The following is a 22,810-nucleotide window of genomic DNA, read 5'->3' as shown; positions in this document are numbered from 1 at the left end:
GCAAAAACGAAATTTTCCTCACTTAATTAGGCAAAACAGGGGAATCCCCCTTCTGTGGATTATACAAATCGCCGGAGCCGCGTGAGATTGTCAAGTCTCAACAAATCTCAGGGGTATTTCATGGACAGCACGGTGCGCGGCACGATCGAAATGACGGCCGCGATGGCGATCCTCGGTACAATCGGATGGTTCGTCGTCATGTCGGGCCAGCCGATCATGGATGTCGTCTTCTGGCGTTGTGCCTTCGGCGCGATAACGCTGCTGATCATCTGCGCTGCGCTGGGGCTGCTGCGCGGCACGCTGTCGTTGCGCGTCGTGGCGATCGCGGCTCTCGGGGGTGCTGCCATCGTCGTCAACTGGCTGCTGCTGTTCAGCTCGTTCTCCCGCGCCTCGATCTCGATCGCCACGGCTGTCTACAACACCCAGCCCTTCATGCTGGTTGGCTTTGGCGCGCTCTTCTTCTCAGAGCGGCTGACCATGACCAAGCTGGCCTGGCTTGGTATCGCCTTCGTCGGCATGCTGCTGATCGTGCAGGCCTCGCCTGAAGCAGGCCCCGGTACGGGTAGCATCGGCACGGATTATTTCACCGGCATCGCGATGGCGCTGGGTGCGGCTTTCTTCTGGGCTGTCGCTGCCATCGTCACCAAGAAGCTCAAAGGCACGCCGCCGCACCTGATCGCCCTGATCCAGGTCTGCGTCGGCGTCGTCATGCTGGCTCCCTTCGCCAACTTTTCCCATCTTCCCGCCGATGCGTGGAGCTGGAGCATGCTGGCGATGCTCGGTGTCGTCCATACGGGTCTGATGTACATCCTGATGTACGGCGCCATTCAGAAACTGCCGACGCATCTGCAGGGGTCGCTGTCCTTCATCTACCCTGTGGTCGCGATCCTGGTCGATGTCGTCGCCTTCGGCCACCGGCTGCATCCGGCCCAGATCGTCGGCGCCGCCGCCATCCTGGTCGCAGCCGCCGGCATGAATCTCGGCTGGACGCTGTGGAGATCGAAGGCCCCAGCCGACAGCACTCAGGCAATCAAGTGAGGGAAGAACGTCGCCCGACGACAATCATCATGCGCCAATGATCCTGGCCCGCCCGCCTGTTCAAGGCCGGCACTTTGCTCTATGCCGCAATGCAACCATCTTCGCCCGGCATAGGCGAAAACCGGGATCGAAAACCAATGAACGACGCAACGCCTCCAAATCGCTGCCGCATCGTGCTGATCGCGCCGCCCGACGTACCGGCTGAGCGCATAGGCGCGGCGTTCGAGGGCGGCGACGTCGCCTCGCTGATCCTGCCCGAGAACGGCATGGACGAGGCCTCTTTCCAGGCCTTCGCCGAACAGATCGTGCCGGCGGCGCAAGCGGCAGGCGTTGCCGTCGTCATTGCTGGCGACACCCGCATCGCCGGCCGCGTCCAGGCCGATGGCATCCATCTCGAGGTCGGCAAAGCCGAACTCGCCGAGACGATCGAGCACTTCCAGGCAAAAATGATGGTCGGCGCCGGCGGCGCCAAGACCCGCGACGATGCGCTGGAACTTGGCGAGCTCAGGCCCGACTACATCTTCTTCGGCCGCTTCGGCTACGACAACAAACCGGAGCCGCACCCGCGCAACCTGTCGCTGGGGCAATGGTGGGCGGATGTGATCCAGATTCCTTGCATCGTCATGGCCGGGTCCGACATCGCATCGGTGGAAGCGGTGGCTGCCACCGGCGCCGAATTCGTGGCGCTGTCCAGCGCCGTCTTTGCCGAAGGCGTCGACCCAAAGATGGCAGTCGCCGCCGCCAATGCGCTGCTCGACGAGACCGCGCCGCGTTTCGAGGACTGACGTGCCGGCGCGGACAATCCTTTTCAGTGCTTTGCTTGCGGCGCTCACGGTTCGGGCCGCCGTGGCGGAAACTGTCCCATTGCCGCAAGCCAAGCCCGACATCGGTGCAAAGACGGACAGGCCTATCGCCACGCCGCTGCCGCAGCCCGCCACCACGACCCCGTTGCCGTCGGCCGACGCCATCAATCCGGAACGCTTCGGTGCAAAACCATCGGATTCGGCCTATGGCGCGTTCCAGCGCGGCCTTTACAAGACGGCCTACAACCTCGCTTTGGTCCGTGCCCAGAACGGCGATCCGGCGGCGCAAACCCTGGTTGCCGAAATATTGTCGCGTGGTCTCGGCGTGCCGCTCAACGCGGCGGAGGCGGCAAAGTGGTACGCCCTTGCCGCCGAGCAGGGGATACCGGAATCACAATTCCAGTACGCGCTGATGCTGCTCGATGGCCGCTACGTCAAGAAGGACGAGAAGGGCGCCTACGCGTTGATGCAGGCCGCCGCCGAGGCCGGAAACCGTCTGGCGCAGTTCAACTTTGCACAGCTGCTGGTCCAGCAGGATCCCGGCGATGCCGGCATCGCAAAGGCGGTGTCCTACTATCAGCGCGCCGCCGCGACCGGCCTTGCCGACGCGCAATATGCGATGGCGCAGGTCTATGCCAATGGCGTCGGCGGCAAGCCGCGCGACGATGTCCAGGCCCGAGCGCTGCTGGCGCAGGCAGCACGGCAGAACTACGATACGGCACAGATCGACCTCGCCACCTGGATGATCGAGGGACGCGGTGGCGCCCGCGACCTGAAATCCGGCTTCGGCTGGATGAAGCAGGCCGCCGAGGGCGGCAATGTCGCCGCCCAGAACCGCCTCGCCAAGCTTTACATGGGCGGCATCGGCACCGATCCGGATCCGATCCTCGCCGGCGCCTGGTACGTCGTCGCCCGTCGCGCCGGGCTCATCGACCCTGAGATGGACGATTTTCTGCGGGGCCTGACCGACGACCAGACGAAGCAGGCGCTACAAAAGGCCAATCGCCTGCCGTAAGCGAGATCCGGACTCATTGCGTGTGATCGAGAACGACTTTGCCGAAGGGCGAACCACGTTCAAGGTATCGAAAGGCTTCGGCAGCTTGGCTCCACGGCAAGATGCGGTCGATCACAGGTCTCAACCGGTTGACGGCAATGGCACGTGTCATCGCCTCGAAGGATTGGCGTGACCCCACCGGAATACCTCGCGCACTGACCTGGCGGCGGAAGATGTCGAGCGGGTTGATGGCGCCATCACTGCCGCCGAGATAGCCGATGACGTTGATCTGGGCGCCCTGCGCCGCGGCCTTCAGCGATTGTGCGAAACTCTGCGGCCCGCCAACCTCGATGACATGGTCGGCGCCGCGACCGTCGGTCAGCGTCAGCACCGCCGAGGCCCAGTCGGGATCGGTGCGATAGTTCACGCCATCATGCGCGCCCAGTTGCTTCACCCGTGCAAGCTTCTCGTCGCTGCTCGACGTCACAATGACGCGCGCTCCGGCAGCGGCGGCGAACTGCACCGCAAACAGCGAAACGCCGCCGGTGCCGAGGCAAAGCACGGTTTCGCCAGGTTTCACACTGCCTTCAGTAAACAGCGCGTGCCATGCCGTGACGCCGGCGCATGGCAGCGTCGCCGCCTCGACGTCGCTCAGATTGGCCGGCGCCATGACGGCGGCCTGTTCGTCGAGCCGGGCAACTTCGCTCAGCAGCCCGTCGATCGGGCCGCCGCGCTGATAGGAGGGCTCGGCCATCGCGAAACTGCCACCGACCCAGCGTTGCCAGAATGTGCCACAGACGCGGTCGCCGATCTTGAACCGGCTGACCTCGGCACCGATGGCAATCACCTCGCCGACACCGTCCGAAAGCGGCACCAGTGGCAATCGAAAGTTCGTGTGATAGCTGCCGCGAACGATCTCCGCATCGCGGTAGTTCAGTGCAGTGGCCTTGACCTTGATTATCATCTCCTGGCGCCCCGGTTCGGGCATCGGCCGCTCGACCATTCTGAGGCTGTCGATCCCGCCCGGGCTCTGCAATTCGATCGCTTTCATCGCTGTTCCTTCCTTGCTGGGAGGAAAATCGCTTCCCACTCACCCGATTTCAAATTCATAATGTTTACAATGATTATGCTTCCGTGACATGTTCGCTGTCTCATGCTCGAAGAACTGAAAACATTTGCCCTTTTTGCCGAGGAGGGTTCGATTCAGAAGGTGTCTCAGCGCCTGCCGTTGACGCAGCCAGCTGTCACCCGCCAGATCCAGCGGCTGGAGGAAATGCTCGGCACAGAATTGCTCGACCGCCGGCTAAAACCGTCGCGACTGACGCCGGCCGGCGTCGAGGTGCTGGCACGCGGCAAGGACATTCTCGCCGCCGTCGACGCGCTGAAATCCTTCACCAAGGGCAACGAGCCGGAGGGCTTGCTGCGGCTCGGCCTCGCCCACGGGCTCTGCGACAAAGCTGTGGCTGGCGCGATTGCCGGCGCCGTCGCGCGATTTCCGAAGGTTTCGTTGCGCCTCAAGAGCGGCTGGAGCGTCGAGCTCGCCGACCAGCATAGGCGCGGACAGCTCGACCTGGGCTTCATCCTGGACGGTGGCACCTCCAAAAGCGGCGGCGGCGTTGTTGGAACCGAGCCCCTCGGCATTATCGCTTCCGAAACCATCGGCCAGCAAGGCGGCATCAAGACAATGCCTTGGGTCCTCAGCCCTGAACCTTGCGACGCGCGCCAGCGGCTGGTGGCTGCCCTTGCCGAGAGCGGCCGCAGGCTGACGGTCGGTGCCGAGATTCAGGACAGCGCGCTGCAGATCGAGTGGGTCCGCAGGGGCCACGGCCTCGGCCTGTTCCCCAAACGGCTGCTCCAGGGAGAGCTGCCGGAGGGCGTTGCCCTGGTCGACGCAGGTCTCGATCTGTCGTTGAGAATTGTCGTCTTGCGCTCGCCGCACCTGCATCTTTTGTCGAAGGTGGCCGACGCGGTCATTGAGGCCGTAACCGCCATCGTCGGGACGGACTAAGCCTGCCGCGCCGCGCTGCCAAGCCAAGCTTCGTCCCCTTCATCCGAAGGCGCTCCCTTGCCTCTCCAGGCGATTTGTGGTCTTGGAGGCGCCAAATCGCCCATTGAGCGAAAATCTCATTCCGGATCAAGATCAGCATGGCCAAGATCAATGGCAACGAAATCCGTCCCGGCAACGTCATCGAGCACGATGGCGGCCTGTGGGTGGCGGTCAGGACCAACACCGTCAAGCCCGGCAAGGGCGGCGCCTATAACCAGGTCGAGCTGAAGAACCTGATCAACGGCACCAAGCTCAACGAGCGTTTCCGCTCCGCCGAAACCGTCGAACAGATCCGGCTGGAGATGAAGGATTTTTCCTTCCTCTACGAACAAGGCGAGGCACTGGTGTTCATGGATACCGAAAGCTACGAGCAGCTCGAATTGCAGAAGGATTTTGTCGGCGACCGCGCCGCCTTCCTCCAGGACGGCATGATGGTGACGGTCCAGCTCTATGACGAAAGGCCGATTGGTATTTCGTTACCCGACCAGGTGACGCTGACCATCACCGAGGCCGATCCGGTGGTGAGGGGCCAGACAGCGGCCTCTTCCTACAAGCCGGCGATACTGGAGAACGGCATCCGCGTGCTGGTGCCGCCCTTTATCGGTTCGGGCGAGCGTATCATCGTCGACACCAACGAAATCACTTACGTGCGCCGCGCCGACTAAAAGCATGATCCCAAAAAGTTGCAGACTTTTTGGATAAGATCATGCCTCGAAGCAAATAGGCGCAGCAGCAGGAAGAAACACTATGGCGCGTTCCGCGATCCTCAATGTCATGGTCCAGGCTGCCATGAAGGCCGGCCGTTCGCTGGCGCGCGATTTCGGCGAAGTGCAGAACCTGCAGGTCTCGATGAAAGGGCCGGGCGACTATGTCAGCCAGGCCGACCGCAAGGCCGAAGACATCCTCTTCACCGAGCTGTCGAAGGCGCGGCCGGGCTACGCCTTCCTGATGGAGGAGCGCGGTGTGATCGAAGGCGACGATGGCCAGCACCGCTGGATCGTCGACCCGCTCGACGGCACCACCAACTTCCTGCACGGCATTCCGCTCTTCGCCATCTCGATCGCGCTGGAACGCCAGGGCCAGATCGTTGCCGGTGTCGTCTACAACCCGGCGATGGACGAGCTCTACACCGCCGAGCGCGGCGGCGGCGCCTTCATGAACGATCGCCGGCTGCGGGTCGCCGGCCGCACAAAGCTGATCGACACGGTGATCGGCTGCGGCGTGCCGCATCTCGGGCGCGGCCAGCACGGTAATTTCCTTATCGAGCTGCGCAACGTGATGGCCGAGGTCTCGGGCGTGCGCCGTCTCGGCTCCGCCTCGCTCGATCTCGCCTATGTCGCCGCCGGACGCATGGACGGGTTTTGGGAGATCGGCCTGTCGGCCTGGGATATCGCCGCGGGCATCCTGCTGATCCGCGAGGCGGGCGGTTTCGTCTCCGACTTCGACGGCGGACAGGACATGCTGGACGGCGGTTCGGTCGTCGCCGGCAACGAGATCATCCAGCGCGCTCTGTTGAAGACCGTCAAGAAGCCGGTCACGCCGCGCTGACCAGTATTCGGAACGTTGGTTTCAATCCGGATGGATCAAGCTGTAGCGGCGCGCTGAACCGCCGCAGTCGCAAAACCGCAACCAAAGCTTGAAATACTGCCCGGCATCCGCCCAGATAAGGGGATGCAGGATCGTTCATGACGGACATCGGGCCCGAATCCCAGATTGAAATCCCATTCGTGGGACGCTGGCACTATTCGCGCGCCGAAATGATCGCCGACGGCATCGTCCATGCGGTGGGCATCGTACTCGCCATTGCCGCCGGCTCGGCGCTGTTGGCGCTGGCCGCCTTCCATACCGGCCCGGGCGAATACATCGCCGCTGCTTTCTACGTGGTTTCGCTGCTCACCGTGCTGACGGTATCGCTGGCCTATAATCTGTGGCCCGTGTCGTCGCCGGCCAAGTGGATATTGCGGCGCTTCGACCACGCCGCGATCTATCTGCTGATCGCCGCAACCTACACGCCCTTCCTCGCCCAGCTCGACGGCTCGCCGCTGGCCATTTCGATGATCATCCTAGTCTGGGGTGCAGCAGCAATCGGCATCGCCATCAAGGTGTTTCTTCCCGGCCGTTTCGACCGGCTGGCGATCGTCTTCTATCTCGCCATCGGCTGGAGCGGCATCGTTCTGGTCGAGCCGCTCGTCCAGACATTGCCGACGACATCGATCGCGTTGATCATTGCCGGAGGTATCGTCTATTCCTGCGGCGTCGTCTTCTTCGCCTGGAAGGGCCTGCGCTTCCACAATGCGTTGTGGCACGGCTTTGTCGTCACCGGCGCCGGCCTGCATCTGGCCGCCATGGTCGACTGCCTGGTCATCAACCGACTCTAACGCCAATGATCCGGTCGGCAATATTGCCACACGCCATTCAATTTCGTCATAATTCCGTTTAGAGTCGCGCTCAACGTGATCGGCGGCATCGGAAACGGGGCACGGATGACTTTTCTCAAATCTTTCGGCATGGGCAAACGCTCCGACGTCCTGATGTACGACCCTCACAAGCTGTCGAGCCCGCAGGTCTTTCTCATGACCATGGTCATCTTCCTGATGATCGTCGCCTTCATCGCCGCCATCCTGACCCGTCAGATCTCGAGCGCCTTCGTCACCAATCCCGGTCTCAACGGCCTGATCATCGGCGTGCTGGTGGTCGGCATCCTGCTGGCCTTCGTGCAGGTCGGCCGGCTGTTTCGCGAAGTGCGCTGGGTCAACTCCTTTCGGGCCGGCTCCGAAACCACCGAACCGGTGCTGCTGGCGCCGATGAAGGCGATGATCGGCCGCTCGTCGACGATCGCCTTCTCGACCAGTTCGATGCGGACGATGCTCGATTCGATCGCCACCCGCCTCGACGAAACCCGCGACACCTCGCGCTACCTTGTCGGGCTGCTGGTGTTCCTTGGCCTGCTCGGCACCTTCTGGGGCCTGCTCAACACGATCGGCTCGATCCGCGAAACCATCGAGTCGCTCGATCCCGGCACCGGCGATGCCGCCGCCGTGCTCGAATCCCTAAAGCAGGGGCTTTCTGCGCCGCTGGCCGGCATGGGCACCGCCTTCTCGTCCTCGCTGTTCGGCCTGTCCGGCTCCCTGGTGCTCGGGTTCCTCGACCTGCAGGCCGGCCGCGCCCAGACGCGCTTCTACACCGAGCTCGAAAACTGGCTGTCCTCGGTCACCGACCTGTCGTCCGACATCGTCGTCGCCGAACCGGCCAAGGCCGAATCCTCCGACGAGATCCGCGTCCTGTCGGAAAGACTGCGCAGCTTGCAGGAGAATGGCGGCGGCACCAATCCGCGGGTCGCCACCGCCATGGCCAACCTTGCCGACGGCATTTCGGGCCTGGTCAAGAACATGCGCTCGGAGCAGCAGATCATGCGCGATTGGGTCGAAGCCCAGTCGGACGAGCAGAAGGCGATGCGCAGCACGCTGGAGAAGATCGCCGACGCCCTGAAGAAGCCTGGGGTCCATTAGCATGGCACTCGCCAGGAGCCGGCGTACCGATCGCCGCATAGACTACTGGCCGGGCTTCGTCGACGCGCTGTCGACGTTGCTGCTGGCGATCATGTTCCTGCTCACGGTCTTCGTGCTGGCGCAGTTCCTGCTCGGCCGCGAAATCTCCGGCAAGGACACGGTGCTCAACCGCCTCAATCTGCAGATCAACGAACTGACCCAGCTTCTGGCGCTGGAGCGCTCGACGACGCAGGACAAGGAAGATTCGCTCGCCAATTTGCAGGCTTCGCTGTCGGCGTCGGAGGCGGAAAAGAGCCGGCTCGAGCAATTGCTGGCGCAAGGCGCTGGTGCCGGCGACGCGGCCAACCAGCGCGCCACCGCACTTTCGGGCGAACTCGACAGCCAACGCCAGATCAGCCAGCAGGCACTGAGCCAGGTTGAAATCCTCAACCAGCAGATCGCGGCGCTGCGCAGGCAGATCGGAGCGCTCGAACAAGCACTCAACGTGTCTGAAACCCGCGATCGCGAGTCCAACACCAAGATCGCCGATCTCGGCCGCCGCCTGAACGTCGCACTGGCACAGCGTGTGCAGGAGCTGAACCGCTACCGGTCCGACTTCTTCGGGCGCTTGCGCGAAATCCTCGCCGACCGCGAGAACATCCGCATCGTCGGCGACCGTTTTGTTTTCCAGTCCGAAGTGCTTTTCCCGACCGGGTCCGAAGTGATCAATGATGCCGGCAAAGTCGAGATGAAGAAGCTCGCCGATGCCATAATCGACCTGCAGAAGGAGATCCCGCCGGAGATCAACTGGGTGCTTCGCGTCGACGGCCATACCGACGACAAGCCGCTATCGGGCACCGGCCGCTACCGCGACAATTGGGAATTGTCGACGGCCCGCTCGACCTCGGTGGTGAAGTTCCTGATCGAGAACGGCGTGCCGGCCAACCGGCTGGTTGCGGCCGGCTTCGGCGAATTCCAGCCGCTCGATCCCGCCGACACCGAAGACGCGCGCAACAAGAACCGCCGCATCGAGCTGAAACTGACCGAGCGCTGATCCGGATCGGACTGGCTCAAGGCGAACGCCGGATTAGGGCGTCAATGCAGGCCGGCAAGGCCTGAAAAGATTACCTTTTTTTGATTACACTTTGCCACGAACCGCGCCTACCTGTGTTACGGGGCCGAGGACCGCCGGCGGTGGAACCCCCATCGCGACGCGACGTAACCGGACGGCCCACGGCCGGAAAGTCGGCGTCCCAAATTGCCGCCTTCCCCAGTAAAAGGAGACGCAGCCATGCGCTCTTTCACCCCTAGGACCCTCAGGGCCGCGACGCTTGCCGCACTTTTCGTCACCGTTCCGTTTGCTGGCGCCTATGCAGCATCGACCGCCTTCTACGGCCCGCGTGAGACAGCTTTGATCGACCAGATCCAGAGCGTGGATACCGGTATCCGGGCCGCCACGCAGGCGAACCAGCTCGAGCCGGGCGAGGCGCGTGACTTGCGCACGCAGATCACTCGACTTGATCGGGCCGCCCAGAGGGCCGCGCGAGATGGAACGATGCCGACCACGCGATATCACCAGTTGCTGGCGCAACTCGACGATGTGAGCCAAAAGCTGCGGGCCGCCACCGGCAGCGCCTTCCTCATCGGCAGCGGCGGCGATGGCGGATATTATCCAAACGGCTACGGCCCAAATTATCCAAACCCCTGAAGTCATCCGGACAGCGCCGCGTTATGTCGCCGGCCGGCCCGGCGCCTTCGGGCTTTTGCCTCGCGGGCGTCTTTTTCACTACAGCGCCGCGCGTCCTTTTGTGAAGCGCGGCGCTGTAGTGGGCATTCAAAGCGCCTGTTGCAAACTGCCTTCAGGGTTGCCAATGCCAGCGCATTGGTATCTTTTCCCGCCGTTCAAATTCAGCGGAACCCACCATGTCCTTTCAAAAACTCGACGACCTCGGCCACAAGCTCGAAGCGCTGGAACATGCGCTCGCCATTCTCGGCGCCGATGAGGCAACCCACATGGCCGTCGGCGGCGGCGAGAAACGCGCAGAGGCGATGTCGGCGCTGGCCGGCATGCATCACGCCAGAGCGACCGCGCCGGAGATCGCCGACTGGATCGCAGCGGCCGAACAGGAAACGCTGAACGAAGAACAGCAGGCAGCGGTCAAGGAATTCCGGCGGCAGTACACCAACCTGACCTGCCTGCCGGTCGAATTCGTCGAGCGCCAAACGACCGCGCGCATGCGCTCCGAGCAGCTCTGGCGCGACCTCCGCGCAAAGAACGACTGGGCAGGATTCTTGCCAGCGCTCGAGGGCGTCGTGGCGCTGGTGCGCGAGGAGGCAGCACTTCGCGCCGACGTGCTCGGCCTCGATCCCTACGACGCGCTGATGGAGCAATATGATCCCGGCAACCGCGCCGCCGACATCACACCGGTCTTCACCGAGCTGAAGACCTTCCTGAAAGACTTCGTACCGGAGGCGCTGGCCGCGCAGGAGGCGCGGCTGACGAAGCGCCCATTGAAGCCGCTTTCAGGCAGCTATGCGATCGAAAAGCAGCGCGAGCTTGGCCTCGCCATGATGACGGCGGTCGGCTTCGACCTCACCCACGGCTCGCTATCGGTGTCGCATCATCCGTTCTGCGGCGGCGTGCCGAGCGACGTCCGCATCACCACCCGCTACAAGACCTCCGACTTCCTGTCGGCGCTGATGGGCGTGCTGCACGAGACCGGCCACGCGCTTTACGAACAGAACCTGCCGAAAGCGTGGGCGCACTGGCCGCTCGGCAAGGCCCGCGGCATGGCCGTGCATGAAAGCCAGAGCCTGTTCGTCGAAAAGCAGATCGGTCGCAATCCAGAATTCTGGCGCTGGGCGCTGCCTGTGGTCGAAAGGCACCTCGGCGAGGCCTGGTCGATCGACGACATCCTGCCGCATGTGCATCGGGTCGAGCGCGGCCTGATCCGCGTCGACGCCGACGAGGTGACCTACCCACTGCACGTCATCCTGCGCTACGAACTGGAGCAGGAGCTTGTCTCGGGGCGGCTGGAGGCCGCCGACCTGCCCGAGGCCTGGGACGCCAAGATGCGCGACTATCTCGGCCTGTCGACCATCGACAACCCGGCCGACGGACCGATGCAGGACGTGCACTGGCCGGGTGCCGCCTTCGGCTATTTCCCATCCTACACGCTGGGCGCGATGATGGCGGCACAGCAATGGGCGGCGCTCACCGGAGACCATCCATCGGCCGACGAAGATCTAGCCAGGGGCGATTTCGCGGCGATCAACGACTGGCGCCGCCAAAAGATCTGGTCGCAGGGCTCGCGCTGGTCAACGCCGGACCTGCTCGAACGGGCGACGGGTGAAAAACTCAACGCCACGCATTTCACTGAACATCTGAAGAAGCGCTACGGCACTTAGGGCCGTTCCCTCCGCCTTGCCGATCGTTGGCATTCTCGAAGATACCGCGCGATCCACCATTCTCGATCTCGGCAAGGCCACCCTGCCTTGCGGGGCGCAGTTTACTTTTCTATCACTAGTAGTGTTCGACTGTGATCTGGCGGGGCATACAGGGGCATGGGGCGGGCAAGGCACTTTCAGACGACGGCGGTCGCAAGACTCACCGCATTGATTGTTATTTGCACGGTCTGCTGGCCAGCCATGGCCGGTACGAACGTGCACAAGGGCAGCCTTGGCAACTGGATCGAGCGAGTCGCACTCCCCAAAGCCGATCCGCGATTCGACAGCCAGATCAAGAACGGCATATCCAACCTGCTGTCGGATTATCAGATCCGGAAGCGTCCAGGCGGATCGGAGATCTTCGACCGCTATGCCTACAAGATCGTCGACCGCACAGGCCTGGAACACGGCGCCAGCATCAGTTTTGAATTCGATCCCGCGACGTCCGACGTCACCGTGAACTGGATCGACATCATTCGCGACGGTGTGGTGATCCAGCATCTTTCCGATGCTGATTTCGACGTATTTCGGCGCGAGAAGGACGCGGAGAAGGGTCTCTTCGATGGTTGGCTCACCGCTTACGTGAATATCAACGATGTCCGCGTCGGCGACATCGTCGACTATGGCAAGACCGCGGTCAGGACCCCGATCATCGGCACGGAGCTTCTTTTCCGTTCCTTTGCCGTGGCTTGGGACGAACCCATCGCTCTGATCCGCCAAAGGGTGATATGGCCGACGACGGAGCCTCTGCGTTTCCGACAGGTCAGGACGGACATACGCCCGAAGGTCCAGTCCGCTGGAGACACGACTAACTACCTTTGGCAAAGCGCCAACCCAATTCCCGTGAAATCACAGGACTATCTGCCGCCGGACTTCCTCACCTATCCCTCCATCGAAATCTCCTCGACATCGGAATGGCAAGATGTCGTCAACACGCTTCTTCCCTATTACCGGCTCGACCAACACTTGCCGGCAGATTTCGCGTCGAAGCTCGATGCCATTGCCGCCAAATACGATGCGCCCGAAGACAGGATGGTCGAGGCAATGCGGCTGGTCCAAGACAACATCCGCTATGTCAGCCTGTCCATGGGCCGTGGTTCCTATATCCCGCGTAGCCCGACGACAGTGGTGGGAAGTGGCTTCGGAGACTGCAAGGACAAGGCGCTGCTTCTTGCCTCCAGTCTGCGGCGACTGGGAATTCACGCGAACGTGGCTCTCACTGACCTTGATGAGGGGCTTGCTCTCGCCACGATTCTACCGACGATCAGGGCGTTTGACCATGTCATCGTAAAGGTCGTCATCGACAGTGAGACATACTGGATCGACGCCACCAACTATCTGCAGGGAGGCAGAGCAGATAACCTTGTGTCGCCCGACTACGGCTTTGCGCTGCCCATTGTCGCGGACAACGCGGGGATGGAAAAGATGGACCGAAAGGAGCTCTACCAGCCGACCACCTTTGTGAGCGAGGAATTCGACTTTCCCAGGCGTAAAGGCGAGCCACTCAAACTGACGGTTACCACCACCTATTTGGGCGCAGATGCCGATAGCATGCGCTATAAGCTTGCCTCGCAATCACCCACAAAGATCGCGGACGACTATCTGAAATATTACAATCGCCAGTATCCCGGAATGAAAAGCCTGGGGCCGTTGGTGACGAACGACAGCCGCGACAAGAATCTGGTTTCGATAATTGAATCCTACCATTTGTCGGCAGACGATCTCGACGCCGATGACCTATCCAAGGAATTCGCTCTGAAATCGGATGTCGGCATCAGGTCTCTGCCGGAACCCGAACGCCTCGAAAGGAGCGCGCCAATCTGGCTGGGCAGCCCGATCTTTCGACGACACCGGTGCACCGTCAGAAATCTGAAGGCCCGCTTCGTAGGCCCCGAAGACAATGACGACATCATCACGCCCTACGTCGCATTCAAGGCTCGTTGGACGAGCACTTCCACCGAATTTCAGGTCGACTGGTTTTTCAAGACCATCAATGACCAGGTGCCCGCCAAGAGCATCGGCCCCTATTTAAAGTCCCTCAAGAAGATAAACGACAACGCGACTTGGAACTACAATTTCGCCTACTCGGACGCCGAAGCGAACTGACCCAGTTGAAGGCCTATTCCGCGGCACCCTTGAAAGCACTCGCCCCGGTTTCGAACTGCAGCTTGGCCAGCCGGGCATAGATGCCGCCTTTGGCGACGAGGCTCTGGTGGGTACCTTCCTCGACGATGCAGCCGCCATCCATGACCAGGATACGGTCGGCCTTGAGCACTGTCGCCAGCCGGTGGGCGATGACGATGGTGGTGCGGTCCTGCATCAATCGTTCCAGCGCCGTCTGCACCAGCGTCTCGCTTTCGGCATCGAGTGCCGAGGTCGCCTCGTCGAGCAGTAGGATCGGCGCATCGCGCAGAATCGCGCGGGCAATCGCCACGCGCTGGCGCTGGCCGCCGGACAGCGTCACGCCGCGCTCGCCAACCTGGCTGTCATAGCCTTTTTCGAGCTTCAGGATGAACTCGTCGGCAAGCGCATCCTTGGCCGCCGCCTCAATCTCGGCGTCGCTGGCGTCCGGACGGCCGAAGCCGATATTGTCGCGCGCCCTGGCCGCGAAGATGGTGACGTCCTGCGGCACGATGGCGATGCGCTCTCGTATGGCGGCAGGGTCGGCCTCGCGCACATTGACGCCGTCGATCATGATCTTGCCCGTCTCGGGGTCATAGAAGCGCAGAAGCAGCGAGAAGACGGTGCTCTTGCCAGCGCCCGACGGGCCGACGATCGCTACCGTCTCACCGGGCTTGACCTGGAAACTCAGACCATGGACGGCGGCGCGGTCTGGCCCAGCCGGGTAGGAGAAGGACACGTCGTCGAAACTTATCGCGCCTCTGGCCGTCGCCGGCAGCCGTTTCGGATGCGCTGGTGCCTGGATCGCGGGCTTCTCGGCCAGGATCTCGGTCAGCCGTTCGGCGGCGCCAGCCGCTTGGGAAAGCTCGCCCCACACTTCCGAAAGCGCGCCGAGGGCGCCGGCGGCGAATACCGAATACAGCAGGAACTGGAGGAGCGTGCCCGGCGACAGCGTGCCGTCGAGCACGTCGCGCGAGCCGAACCACAGCATCGCCACCACCGAGGAAAAGATCATGAAGATGGCGAAGAAGGTGAGGAAGGAGCGGGCAAAGATCGAGGATCGCGCCGCTTCGAACGCGGTTTCCACCGCAGATGAAAAATGCGTGGTGACCAGCTTCTCGTTGGTGAAGGCCTGCAGCGTGCGCACCGCGCCGATCTGCTCGCTGGCATAGGCCGTGGCGTCGGCCAGCGTGTCCTGCGCTAGCCGCGATCTGCGCCGCACCGAGCGGCCGAAGGCGACCAGCGGCAGCACGATCACCGGGATGACGGCAATGACGAGGCCCGATAGTTTTGGGCTGGTGAAGACCATCATCGCCACGGCGCCGAGGCCCAGGATGACGTTGCGCAGCGCCACCGATGCGGTGGCACCGACGGCCGATTTCACCTGCGTGGTGTCGGCGGCGAGCCGCGACACGATCTCGCCCGACTGAGCGGTGTCGAAGAAGGACGGCGACAGCGTCGTGACATGGCGGAACACGTCGCTGCGAATGTCGGCGACGACACGCTCGCCCAGCGTGATGACGAAATAGTAGCGGCTGGCTGACGCCGCTGCGAGCAAGGCAGCCATCACCACCAGCATGGCGAAGTACTCGGCGATGAAACTGGAATCGGAAGCGGAAAAGCCGTGGTCGATCATCCGCCGCACGGCCAGCGGCAGCGCCAGCGTCGTCGCCGCCGCGACGGTCAGCGAGACGACCGCACCAATGACCATTTTCCGGTAGCGGGTGATGTAGGGGTACAGGCGCCGCAGCGGCTTGAGCGAGCGCCTACGCTCGTCCGTATCGCCGCTGGTGTGCGCCATGACCGTTTCCTCTGGCTCTCTTCTGGGTATGCGCCTCAATATGCGCTTACCGCGGCCTGTCGCTTACCGCGGGCTTGTGATTCAATTCCGGCTGATGTATAGGCTCGCCGACCGTTTTAGAAGCCGTGGCTCCTCAATAGCTGCGGCTTCGAGTTTTAAAAAGGGGCGCATCGACGCAGGCTTTATGCCCGTCGGCAGCGCCGCCCAGCAAAAACAGAGCCCAGGAATAGCACAATGAAGACCGACATCCATCCCGACTACCACGCCATCAAGGTCGTCATGACCGACGGCACCGAATACATGACCCGTTCGACCTGGGGCAAGGAGGGCGACACGATGAACCTCGACATCGACCCGACCACCCATCCGGCCTGGACCGGCGGCCAGCAGACCCTGCTCGACCGCGGCGGCCGCCTGTCGAAGTTCAAGAAGCGTTTCGAAGGTTTCGGCATTTAAGCCGCAGCTTTTTCGCAGATCAGGAACCCGCCCTCGTGGCGGGTTTTTTGTTGACTAGAGCCACCCGGCACAGGAGGGTCGACTGGTTGGCGAGGGCGGCGACATGATGGTCTTCAACGATGAACGATGGTCCGGCCTCACGGGCGGATACAAGGTCGTTTATGATCCGCGACCGGCCTCGCGAAGGCTGGCCGTTCACTACGGTGACAAGTCGGCCTGGGACGAGCTCTGGAACGAACTGCATCATCAGGGCGATGTTGGAGACGCATCTTACGCCGCGGTTGTGGAACTGGGTCGCATCTCCGAAGGCCAAACTCCAGTATATTGGGGAGCTTACGGTCTGGCCGCAACGGTCGAAGAAGCGCGATTGGCCTACGACCGGAACCCGCCGATTCCGGATTGGATCGAACCACACTACAAAACTGCGTGGCAGACCCTTTTCGAATTGGCCCTGCGGGATCTGGCAGGTTCGGCGGACGACCCGACCGTAAACTGCGCATTGGCCGTTGTCGCCCTTCATAGAGGCCGGTTCAGCCTCGGCCGCATGGCGATGTGCGCGGAAGATGAGCGCACGGAAATGCTACGGGATTATTTCGGCCGGTAGTCTCCGGCTCTATTCGCCGACCAGTTCACGCAGCGCCATGCGCTTGTAGGCAGCGACCAGATCGTCGCCTTCTTGCCGCCCCACCGAAATCGCCAGCCGCACGGTGGCCTCGCCCATCTGCCAGATGAGAAACGCCGTCGTTTCCAGCGCCGCCGGATCGGCGGTGGGCCGCAGCCGCTTCAACACCGCCGTGAGGAATTCGGCATTGGCCCGGCTATCGGCGAGCTCGAGCTCGCGCAGCGCCTTGTCGGCCTGTGTGCCCGACCAGATGTCGCGCATGACAGGCTCCGCCAGGAACAGCCCGTAATAGATATCCACCAGCTCGGAAAACGCACGCCGCAGCCCTTCGGCGTCGCTGACATCCGCAAGTGCTGCTGAGATGCAGGCCTGGCTTTGAACGGTGTAGCGTTCGGCCAGCGCCCAGATGATCGCGCGCTTGTCGGGAAAGAACTGGTAGAGCGAACCGATCGACACGCCGGCCCGTTCCGCCACCTCCCCCATGCGCATGGCGTCGCTGCCTTGTTCGGCGATCAGCGCGGAGGCGGCGGCAAGCATCCGCTCGACCCGCTCGCGGCTGCGCTGCTGGCTCGGCGCCCGGCGCGGCGATGCGATCTGGCCATCCTGTGCACCCGCTACGGTCGAGGCTTCCATCACTGTCTCCTGGCGAATGATCCAACAAATTGGCCAACAAATTGGCTTGACTCACAAAATACGAGGGTTTATCACGTTTTGCAAATGTGAGGATTACTCATGTTTTCAAGCGAGGAGAACCACCATGAACGACACCGTAAGGAAACCGATTTTGATCCTCGGCGGCACCGGCAAGACCGGCCGCCGTCTCGCGGACAGACTGACGGCGCAGGGCCTGCCGGTGCGGATCGGCTCGCGCTCGGGTACGCCGCCCTTCGACTGGGAAAACAGCACCACCTGGGAACCGGCACTCGATGACGTCGGCGCCGTCTACATCAGCTACTATCCTGATCTTGCGGTGCCCGGTGCGGCCGAAACGGTCGGCTCCTTCGCCAATCTTGCCGTGAAGCGCGGTGTGCGCCGGCTGGTGTTGCTGTCGGGGCGTGCCGAAGCCGAAGCGCAACGAGCCGAAGAGATGCTGAAAGCCTCGGGCGCCGACTGAACGATCCTGCGCTGTGCCTGGTTTGCCCAGAACTTCAGCGAGAGTTTTTTGCTCGAACCGCTGCTCGCTGGTGAAGTGGCACTACCGGTCGGCAATGTCGGAGAACCGTTCGTCGACGCCGACGACATTGCCGACGCCGCCGTTACGGTGCTTACCAAGCAAGGCCATATCGGCCAGCTTTACGAACTGACCGGGCCGCGGCTGCTGAGCTTCGCCGAGGCGGTCGCCGAGATTGGCAAGGCAAGCGGCCGTGACATCCGGTTCATCAGGATTTCGCATGCCGAGTTCACCGCAGCTGTAGCCGGGTACGAGTTGCCGGCCGAGTTCGCCTGGCTGCTCAACGAGCTGTTCACCGAGGTGCTCGACGGCCGCAATGAAACGCTGACCGACGGCGTCCAGCGCGTGCTCGGCCGCGCGCCGAAAGACTTTTCCGCTTATGTAACCGAAACCGCCGCTACGGGCATCTGGAGCAACTGACATGATCATGAAACTGCTTACCACCCTCACCTTCGTCGCCGCGCTCGGCTCGGGCGTCGTCGCTGGCGTCTTCTTCGCCTTTTCCAGCTTCGTCATGCCGGGCCTCGCCCGCATGCCTGCCGCCGGCGGCATCGCCGCCATGAATTCGATCAACGTCACTGCGGTGACGCCGATGTTCATGACCGCACTTTTCGGCACCGGGCTGATCTGCCTCGTCCTCGTCGTCGGCGCCATTCTCGGCTGGAACCAGCCGGGTTCGTTCTGGCTTCTCGCCGGCGCCCTGATCTATCTCGTCGGCAACCTGATCGTGACGATGATTTTCAACGTGCCGCTCAACAACGCGCTGGCCGCCGTCGATCCGGCGAGCACCAACGGCGCCGTCGTGTGGACCACCTATCTCAGGGATTGGGTGATGTGGAACCACGTCCGCACCATTACCGCCATCGTGGCGCTGGGCTGCTTCATCGTGGCGTGGTGATGAATGCGGCGCAGAAAAGCAAAAGACCCTGCGTCATTCAGGGTCGCTTGACGTGGGATCTTTTGACTTGTGGCCCTTGCGATCGGCATGGCCGAGATCGCGGTCCGGATCGATCACGTCGCGAACCAGCTGCTTGAGCTTTGCGGCATCGGGAAAGCCGCCGTCGCGCTTGCGGTCCCAGACCAGCGTGTCGTTGCAGGAAATGGTGAAAATGCCGCCGGTGCCGGGCACCAGCGTCACCTCGCCCAGATCCGTTCCGAAGGTCGACAGCAGCTCCTGCGCCATCCAGCCGGCCCGCAGCAGCCATTGGCACTGCGTGCAATAGGTGATGCGGATGGTGGGCAGAGCTTGTTCAGTCATGTCAGATTGAGCTCCGCTCATTTCTCGGATTGAGCTCCGCTCATGCCGGGCTGAGCTGTGCTCATGCCGCGCTGAGCTTCGCCATGGTCTCGTCGTCCACCTCGAAATTGGCGTAGACGCTCTGCACGTCGTCATCGTCCTCGAGCGTGGCGACCAGCTTCATCAGCGACTGTGCCCGCTCCTCGTCGACCGCAATGTTGGTCTGTGGCTTCCAGATCGGCTTCACCGACTCTGCCTCGCCGAGCGCGCTTTCCAGTGCCTTCGACACCTCGCCGAGGTTCTCGAAAGCGCAATAGATCGTGTGGCCTTCGTCGTCCGACTGGACGTCGTCGGCGCCGGCCTCGATCGCCGCATCCATCACCTTCTCGGCACTGCCGACTGACGCCGGATAGAAGATCTCGCCGACACGGTCCCACATGAACGACACCGAGCCGGTTTCGCCCATCGCCCCGCCGGCCTTGGTGAAGGCGGCACGCACATTCGACGCCGAGCGGTTGCGGTTGTCGGTCAGCGCCTCGACGATCAGCGCGACGCCACCCGGCCCGTAGCCTTCGTAGCGCACGGCTTCGTAAGTCTCGGCGTCGCCCATCGATGCCTTGTTGATGGCGCGCTGGATATTGTCCTTCGGCATCGACACCGCCTTGGCGTTCTGCACGGCCAAGCGCAGGCGCGGGTTCATCGACGGATCCGGCGTACCGCTCTTGGCGGCGACGGTTATTTCGCGCGCCAGCTTGGAAAACATTTTCGACCGCACCGCGTCCTGGCGGCCCTTGCGGTGCATAATGTTCTTGAACTGTGAATGGCCAGCCATGGCACCCCTGTCGTCTTCTTGGCAGAGCATCCTGCAGCGAGGTTATCACCTCGCCGTAGCCAAAATGCTCGAATTCAAAATTTCAGAACGTTCCTGGTGCGTCCAGATGGACGTACGGCGCTCTATCTCGGAATGGCCGGCTTATAGATAAATCGGCTCAATTCGTCCAGCCGCGCCGTAAGGGTGGTACGCAACGCGCCCGCCGGCTGCATTTATGCAGCCATTCACCCCTCCAGATCGGATTTCAGCCGGTCGAGAATGCTGATCGCGTGCGTGGCGTACTGGCTGATCCAGCGCTCGTGGATCTGTTTGATCGGCAGCGCATTGAGATGGTTCCAGCGTTCGCGGCCCTCGCGCCGCGCCACGATCAGGTCGGCATCTTCCAGCACTTTCAGATGCAGCATGACGGTGCAGCGGTCCATGTCGGGAAAGGCATCGCACAACATGCCGGTGGTCCGCGGCGCGTCCTTCAGTTCGTCCAGCAGTGCACGCCGGCGCGGATGCGCCAGCGCCTTGAAAACGTTATCGTCCTGCGCTTTGCTTGACATGTTATATTTTTATAACATAATGCCGACCCAATCAAGGAAGGAGCTGTGGATATGTCTCTTGGATTCAGAGTTTCGGGCCGCATCGGCAAACCAGTCGCCGAAGTCTTCGATGCGGTCGTCAATCCGAAGAAGCTCAGCGGCTATTTCACCACGATCGGCGGCGCCAGCGCGCCGCTGGTGGCGGGCGCCGGCGTCGTCTGGTGGGGCAAGGTTCCGGTCGAGGTCGACGAGGTGGAGAAAGACAGCCGCATCGTGCTGCGCTGGGATGCAACCGACGCCGACGGCAAGCCGGCCTACAAGACGCGTATCGAGATGAATTTCGAACCGCTGGACGATGGCGGCACCTTCGTCACCATCGCCGAGACCGGCTGGCACGAGGACGCCGTCGGTCTGAAGAAGTCTTACCTCAATTGCGAGGGCTGGTCGCAGATGCTGGCCTGCATGAAGGCTTATGTCGAATACGGGATCAATTTGCGCGACGGCTATTACCGCAGCGAGATGAAGGGGGAGCCTGCCAGTGAAGACAACATCTGAGAAGACGGAGGAAAGAATGACTGCGAAGATCACCGGCGGTATCAACATCGCCATGAAAGTGCCGCCCCACCAATACCAGCAGACGATCGCCTTCTATCGCGACGTCGTTGGCCTGAAGCCGTTCACGGCCAAGGCTCCCGCTACCGGCTTCGAACTCGGCCCCAATCGCCTATGGATCGACGAAGCGCCGATGCTGAGCCAGGCCGAGGTCTGGCTGGAGCTGTTCACCGATGATTTTCCGGCCGCAGCCAGTCATCTCGCCAAGGCCGGTGTCGTGCGCTGCGACGCCATCGAGGCGCTGGGCGACGGTTTCCGCGGTGGCTGGATCACCAATCCGGCCAACATCGTTCACATGGTGCGCGAACCCGACGCCTGGTGACAGAAGCCCGTTCGGAAAGGAGGACAATATGGAAATCCGTGAGACACCGGTCGCCGAAGCCGGCATGCTGATCCGGCGGCGGGTCGCCGACGTGTTCGAGGCCATCGTCGATCCGGCGATCACCACGAAATTCTGGTTCACTCATGGCAACGACAGGCTGGACAGCGGCAAGGAGGTTCGCTGGGAGTGGCGCATGTACGGTGTCTCGACGCCAGTCACGGTCAGCGAATTCGTCAAGAACGAAAAGATCGTCATGCAATGGAGCGATCCGCCGACCACCGTGGTCTGGACCTTTACCGAGATGCCCGGCGGCACGACCTTTGTCGAGGTTCGCAATTTCGGCTTTGCCGGCAGTGCCGACGAGCAGGTCAAGCAGGCGATCGGCTCGACCGATGGCTTCGCGCTGGTGCTCGCCGGCGCCAAGGCGTGGCTGGAGCAAGGCCTGACGCTTGGCCTGATCGGCGACCGCCACCCGAAGGGCGTGCCGACCGGTTAGAAGGCGTCCGGCTCAGTGCCCGCCGGACTTTGCCTTCCTCCGACGTCGCGCCAGCATGTTGAGGCCCTCGACAAGGGCGGAAAAACCCATGGCGGCGTAGATGTAGCCCTTCGGCACATGGAAGCCCATGCCGTCGGCGATCAGCGTCATGCCGATCATCAGCAGGAAGCTCAGCGCCAGCATGACGATGCTGGGGTTCTTGGCGATGAAGTCGGCGAGCGGCCCGGCCGCCAGCATCATCACGGTGACCGCCACGATGACGGCGATATACATGATGGCGATCTCGTCGGTCATGCCGACCGCGGTGATGATCGAATCGATCGAGAAGACGAGGTCGAGTAGCAGGATCTGGAAAATCGCGCCGGCCAACGAAAGCTGCAGCGTCTCGCCCATCATCGTGTCCTGGTGATCCTCGAGGTCGACCGTGTGGTGGATCTCCTTGGTCGCCTTCCAGACGAGGAACAGGCCGCCGGCGATCAGGATCAGGTCGCGCCAGGAAAAACCATGGCCGAAAGCGGTGAATACCGGCGCCGTCAACTGAACGATGATCGAGATGGTGGCAAGCAGCACCAGCCGCATGATCAGCGCGGCGGCAATACCGAGCCGCCGCGCCCGGGCTCTTTGTGCCTCCGGCAATTTGTTGGTGAGGATCGAGATGAAGATCAGATTGTCGATGCCGAGCACGACCTCGAGCACGATCAGGGTCAGCAACGCGACCCATGCGGTCGGATCGGAGACAAAGGCGAAATGTGGCGCCAGGAATTCGATGAGCTGCATGGAGGTCGTCCCCTCTTAC

25 protein-coding genes and 1 pseudogene are annotated in these 22,810 nt (G+C 62.5%); 19 read left to right on the top strand and 7 right to left on the bottom strand.

Annotated features, from left to right (window positions below; translation table 11 throughout):
* Window positions 1-120: 120 nt before the first annotated feature.
* The 3 genes from ABID19_RS20340 to ABID19_RS20330 all read left to right on the top strand — a co-directional run bounded on the left by ABID19_RS20340 (window position 121) and on the right by ABID19_RS20330 (window position 2,856).
* Complete coding sequence (locus ABID19_RS20340) at window positions 121-1,038, top strand: DMT family transporter (protein ID WP_354492749.1); 918 nt, start codon at window positions 121-123, stop codon at window positions 1,036-1,038.
* A gap of 137 nt (window positions 1,039-1,175) precedes the next feature.
* The gene (locus tag ABID19_RS20335; protein WP_354492748.1) at window positions 1,176-1,823 is read left to right on the top strand and encodes a thiamine phosphate synthase; all 648 of its coding nucleotides are present in this window, start codon (window positions 1,176-1,178) and stop codon (window positions 1,821-1,823) included.
* Window position 1,824: 1 nt separating this feature from the next.
* Entirely contained in the window at window positions 1,825-2,856 is a 1,032-nt protein-coding gene (locus ABID19_RS20330) for a tetratricopeptide repeat protein (RefSeq protein ID WP_354492747.1), read from the top strand.
* Between the two features lie 13 nt (window positions 2,857-2,869).
* On the opposite strand, the gene ABID19_RS20325 is transcribed toward ABID19_RS20330, so the two are convergent.
* Window positions 2,870-3,886 (bottom strand): zinc-dependent alcohol dehydrogenase family protein, encoded by a 1,017-nt coding sequence (locus tag ABID19_RS20325; protein WP_354492746.1) that lies wholly within the window; start codon window positions 3,884-3,886, stop codon window positions 2,870-2,872.
* Between the two features lie 102 nt (window positions 3,887-3,988).
* On the opposite strand from ABID19_RS20325, the gene ABID19_RS20320 reads away from it, so the two are divergent.
* From ABID19_RS20320 to ABID19_RS20280, 9 genes are all read left to right on the top strand, one after another.
* On the top strand, window positions 3,989-4,843 hold the full coding sequence (locus tag ABID19_RS20320; RefSeq protein ID WP_354492744.1) for a LysR family transcriptional regulator: 855 nt from the start codon (window positions 3,989-3,991) through the stop codon (window positions 4,841-4,843).
* Between the two features lie 137 nt (window positions 4,844-4,980).
* Window positions 4,981-5,547 (top strand): elongation factor P, encoded by a 567-nt coding sequence (gene efp, locus ABID19_RS20315; protein WP_352928213.1) that lies wholly within the window; start codon window positions 4,981-4,983, stop codon window positions 5,545-5,547.
* A gap of 82 nt (window positions 5,548-5,629) precedes the next feature.
* On the top strand, window positions 5,630-6,430 hold the full coding sequence (locus ABID19_RS20310; protein WP_354492743.1) for an inositol monophosphatase family protein: 801 nt from the start codon (window positions 5,630-5,632) through the stop codon (window positions 6,428-6,430).
* A gap of 137 nt (window positions 6,431-6,567) precedes the next feature.
* Window positions 6,568-7,260 carry a PAQR family membrane homeostasis protein TrhA gene (trhA, locus tag ABID19_RS20305; protein ID WP_352928219.1) on the top strand — a complete coding sequence of 231 codons (693 nt, stop codon included), beginning with the start codon at window positions 6,568-6,570 and terminating at the stop codon, window positions 7,258-7,260.
* Window positions 7,261-7,365: 105 nt separating this feature from the next.
* Window positions 7,366-8,391 carry a MotA/TolQ/ExbB proton channel family protein gene (locus ABID19_RS20300; protein WP_354492742.1) on the top strand — a complete coding sequence of 342 codons (1,026 nt, stop codon included), beginning with the start codon at window positions 7,366-7,368 and terminating at the stop codon, window positions 8,389-8,391.
* Window position 8,392: 1 nt separating this feature from the next.
* A complete protein-coding gene (locus ABID19_RS20295) occupies window positions 8,393-9,424 on the top strand; it encodes a peptidoglycan -binding protein (RefSeq protein WP_352928224.1) in 1,032 nt (343 codons plus the stop codon).
* 237 nt (window positions 9,425-9,661) lie between these two features.
* A complete protein-coding gene (locus ABID19_RS20290) occupies window positions 9,662-10,078 on the top strand; it encodes a hypothetical protein (protein ID WP_352928227.1) in 417 nt (138 codons plus the stop codon).
* 215 nt (window positions 10,079-10,293) lie between these two features.
* A complete protein-coding gene (locus ABID19_RS20285; RefSeq protein ID WP_354492740.1) occupies window positions 10,294-11,778 on the top strand; it encodes a carboxypeptidase M32 in 1,485 nt (494 codons plus the stop codon).
* A 156-nt stretch (window positions 11,779-11,934) separates the two neighbouring features.
* Window positions 11,935-13,923, top strand: coding sequence for a DUF3857 domain-containing protein (locus tag ABID19_RS20280; protein ID WP_354492739.1), 1,989 nt, complete (start codon window positions 11,935-11,937; stop codon window positions 13,921-13,923).
* Between the two features lie 13 nt (window positions 13,924-13,936).
* On the opposite strand, the gene ABID19_RS20275 is transcribed toward ABID19_RS20280, so the two are convergent.
* Complete coding sequence (locus tag ABID19_RS20275) at window positions 13,937-15,739, bottom strand: ABC transporter transmembrane domain-containing protein (RefSeq protein ID WP_354492738.1); 1,803 nt, start codon at window positions 15,737-15,739, stop codon at window positions 13,937-13,939.
* Between the two features lie 234 nt (window positions 15,740-15,973).
* Here ABID19_RS20275 and rpmE point away from each other — a divergent pair, with 234 nt between their 5' ends.
* Both rpmE and ABID19_RS20265 read left to right on the top strand, forming a co-directional pair.
* Window positions 15,974-16,195 (top strand): 50S ribosomal protein L31, encoded by a 222-nt coding sequence (gene rpmE / locus ABID19_RS20270; RefSeq protein ID WP_354492736.1) that lies wholly within the window; start codon window positions 15,974-15,976, stop codon window positions 16,193-16,195.
* A 103-nt stretch (window positions 16,196-16,298) separates the two neighbouring features.
* A complete protein-coding gene (locus ABID19_RS20265; protein ID WP_354492735.1) occupies window positions 16,299-16,799 on the top strand; it encodes a hypothetical protein in 501 nt (166 codons plus the stop codon).
* 9 nt (window positions 16,800-16,808) lie between these two features.
* Here the strand turns inward: ABID19_RS20265 and ABID19_RS20260 are convergent, their stop codons facing one another.
* Entirely contained in the window at window positions 16,809-17,450 is a 642-nt protein-coding gene (locus ABID19_RS20260) for a TetR/AcrR family transcriptional regulator (protein ID WP_354492733.1), read from the bottom strand.
* 124 nt (window positions 17,451-17,574) lie between these two features.
* Here ABID19_RS20260 and ABID19_RS20255 point away from each other — a divergent pair.
* Together ABID19_RS20255 and ABID19_RS20250 are read left to right on the top strand one after the other, a co-directional pair.
* Window positions 17,575-18,408, top strand: a pseudogene (locus ABID19_RS20255) (Rossmann-fold NAD(P)-binding domain-containing protein).
* Between the two features lies 1 nt (window position 18,409).
* The gene (locus ABID19_RS20250; protein ID WP_354492732.1) at window positions 18,410-18,886 is read left to right on the top strand and encodes an anthrone oxygenase family protein; all 477 of its coding nucleotides are present in this window, start codon (window positions 18,410-18,412) and stop codon (window positions 18,884-18,886) included.
* Between the two features lie 33 nt (window positions 18,887-18,919).
* On the opposite strand, the gene ABID19_RS20245 is transcribed toward ABID19_RS20250, so the two are convergent.
* From ABID19_RS20245 to ABID19_RS20235, 3 genes are all read right to left on the bottom strand, one after another.
* The gene (locus ABID19_RS20245; protein WP_354492730.1) at window positions 18,920-19,246 is read right to left on the bottom strand and encodes an Rdx family protein; all 327 of its coding nucleotides are present in this window, start codon (window positions 19,244-19,246) and stop codon (window positions 18,920-18,922) included.
* A 61-nt stretch (window positions 19,247-19,307) separates the two neighbouring features.
* Window positions 19,308-20,057 (bottom strand): YebC/PmpR family DNA-binding transcriptional regulator, encoded by a 750-nt coding sequence (locus ABID19_RS20240; protein WP_354492729.1) that lies wholly within the window; start codon window positions 20,055-20,057, stop codon window positions 19,308-19,310.
* A gap of 224 nt (window positions 20,058-20,281) precedes the next feature.
* The gene (locus ABID19_RS20235; RefSeq protein WP_354492727.1) at window positions 20,282-20,605 is read right to left on the bottom strand and encodes an ArsR/SmtB family transcription factor; all 324 of its coding nucleotides are present in this window, start codon (window positions 20,603-20,605) and stop codon (window positions 20,282-20,284) included.
* 51 nt (window positions 20,606-20,656) lie between these two features.
* Here ABID19_RS20235 and ABID19_RS20230 point away from each other — a divergent pair, with 51 nt between their 5' ends.
* The 3 genes from ABID19_RS20230 to ABID19_RS20220 are packed head-to-tail and all read left to right on the top strand — an operon-like array spanning window position 20,657 to window position 22,014.
* Window positions 20,657-21,139 (top strand): SRPBCC domain-containing protein, encoded by a 483-nt coding sequence (locus ABID19_RS20230; protein ID WP_354492726.1) that lies wholly within the window; start codon window positions 20,657-20,659, stop codon window positions 21,137-21,139.
* 16 nt (window positions 21,140-21,155) lie between these two features.
* Window positions 21,156-21,518, top strand: coding sequence for a hypothetical protein (locus ABID19_RS20225; protein WP_354492725.1), 363 nt, complete (start codon window positions 21,156-21,158; stop codon window positions 21,516-21,518).
* Between the two features lie 28 nt (window positions 21,519-21,546).
* Window positions 21,547-22,014 carry an SRPBCC family protein gene (locus tag ABID19_RS20220; protein WP_354492724.1) on the top strand — a complete coding sequence of 156 codons (468 nt, stop codon included), beginning with the start codon at window positions 21,547-21,549 and terminating at the stop codon, window positions 22,012-22,014.
* A 12-nt stretch (window positions 22,015-22,026) separates the two neighbouring features.
* Here ABID19_RS20220 and ABID19_RS20215 read toward each other — a convergent pair whose 3' ends face one another.
* Window positions 22,027-22,791 carry a TerC family protein gene (locus ABID19_RS20215; protein WP_354492723.1) on the bottom strand — a complete coding sequence of 255 codons (765 nt, stop codon included), beginning with the start codon at window positions 22,789-22,791 and terminating at the stop codon, window positions 22,027-22,029.
* Window positions 22,792-22,810: the final 19 nt, after the last annotated feature.

The sequence above is a fragment of the Mesorhizobium robiniae genome (genome assembly GCF_040545535.1).
Taxonomy (GTDB): domain Bacteria; phylum Pseudomonadota; class Alphaproteobacteria; order Rhizobiales; family Rhizobiaceae; genus Mesorhizobium; species Mesorhizobium robiniae.
Note: the sequence above shows the minus strand (reverse complement) of the source record. Positions and strands in the feature narration are given on the sequence as shown.

What these genes read in the sequence shown, in the direction of transcription:
- ABID19_RS20250 (WP_354492732.1), top strand. Translation starts at nt 18,410, where the DNA reads ATGATCATGAAACTGCTTACCACCCTCACCTTCGTCGCCGCGCTCGGC.
- efp (WP_352928213.1), top strand. Translation starts at nt 4,981, where the DNA reads ATGGCCAAGATCAATGGCAACGAAATCCGTCCCGGCAACGTCATCGAG.
- ABID19_RS20285 (WP_354492740.1), top strand. Translation starts at nt 10,294, where the DNA reads ATGTCCTTTCAAAAACTCGACGACCTCGGCCACAAGCTCGAAGCGCTG.
- ABID19_RS20295 (WP_352928224.1), top strand. Translation starts at nt 8,393, where the DNA reads ATGGCACTCGCCAGGAGCCGGCGTACCGATCGCCGCATAGACTACTGG.
- ABID19_RS20245 (WP_354492730.1), bottom strand. Translation starts at nt 19,246, where the DNA reads ATGACTGAACAAGCTCTGCCCACCATCCGCATCACCTATTGCACGCAG.
- ABID19_RS20230 (WP_354492726.1), top strand. Translation starts at nt 20,657, where the DNA reads ATGTCTCTTGGATTCAGAGTTTCGGGCCGCATCGGCAAACCAGTCGCC.
- ABID19_RS20310 (WP_354492743.1), top strand. Translation starts at nt 5,630, where the DNA reads ATGGCGCGTTCCGCGATCCTCAATGTCATGGTCCAGGCTGCCATGAAG.
- rpmE (WP_354492736.1), top strand. Translation starts at nt 15,974, where the DNA reads ATGAAGACCGACATCCATCCCGACTACCACGCCATCAAGGTCGTCATG.
- ABID19_RS20225 (WP_354492725.1), top strand. Translation starts at nt 21,156, where the DNA reads ATGACTGCGAAGATCACCGGCGGTATCAACATCGCCATGAAAGTGCCG.
- ABID19_RS20340 (WP_354492749.1), top strand. Translation starts at nt 121, where the DNA reads ATGGACAGCACGGTGCGCGGCACGATCGAAATGACGGCCGCGATGGCG.
- ABID19_RS20300 (WP_354492742.1), top strand. Translation starts at nt 7,366, where the DNA reads ATGACTTTTCTCAAATCTTTCGGCATGGGCAAACGCTCCGACGTCCTG.
- ABID19_RS20235 (WP_354492727.1), bottom strand. Translation starts at nt 20,605, where the DNA reads ATGTCAAGCAAAGCGCAGGACGATAACGTTTTCAAGGCGCTGGCGCAT.
- ABID19_RS20260 (WP_354492733.1), bottom strand. Translation starts at nt 17,450, where the DNA reads ATGGAAGCCTCGACCGTAGCGGGTGCACAGGATGGCCAGATCGCATCG.
- ABID19_RS20215 (WP_354492723.1), bottom strand. Translation starts at nt 22,791, where the DNA reads ATGCAGCTCATCGAATTCCTGGCGCCACATTTCGCCTTTGTCTCCGAT.
- ABID19_RS20325 (WP_354492746.1), bottom strand. Translation starts at nt 3,886, where the DNA reads ATGAAAGCGATCGAATTGCAGAGCCCGGGCGGGATCGACAGCCTCAGA.
- ABID19_RS20265 (WP_354492735.1), top strand. Translation starts at nt 16,299, where the DNA reads ATGATGGTCTTCAACGATGAACGATGGTCCGGCCTCACGGGCGGATAC.
- ABID19_RS20335 (WP_354492748.1), top strand. Translation starts at nt 1,176, where the DNA reads ATGAACGACGCAACGCCTCCAAATCGCTGCCGCATCGTGCTGATCGCG.
- ABID19_RS20275 (WP_354492738.1), bottom strand. Translation starts at nt 15,739, where the DNA reads ATGGCGCACACCAGCGGCGATACGGACGAGCGTAGGCGCTCGCTCAAG.
- trhA (WP_352928219.1), top strand. Translation starts at nt 6,568, where the DNA reads ATGACGGACATCGGGCCCGAATCCCAGATTGAAATCCCATTCGTGGGA.
- ABID19_RS20280 (WP_354492739.1), top strand. Translation starts at nt 11,935, where the DNA reads ATGGGGCGGGCAAGGCACTTTCAGACGACGGCGGTCGCAAGACTCACC.
- ABID19_RS20240 (WP_354492729.1), bottom strand. Translation starts at nt 20,057, where the DNA reads ATGGCTGGCCATTCACAGTTCAAGAACATTATGCACCGCAAGGGCCGC.
- ABID19_RS20320 (WP_354492744.1), top strand. Translation starts at nt 3,989, where the DNA reads ATGCTCGAAGAACTGAAAACATTTGCCCTTTTTGCCGAGGAGGGTTCG.
- ABID19_RS20290 (WP_352928227.1), top strand. Translation starts at nt 9,662, where the DNA reads ATGCGCTCTTTCACCCCTAGGACCCTCAGGGCCGCGACGCTTGCCGCA.
- ABID19_RS20220 (WP_354492724.1), top strand. Translation starts at nt 21,547, where the DNA reads ATGGAAATCCGTGAGACACCGGTCGCCGAAGCCGGCATGCTGATCCGG.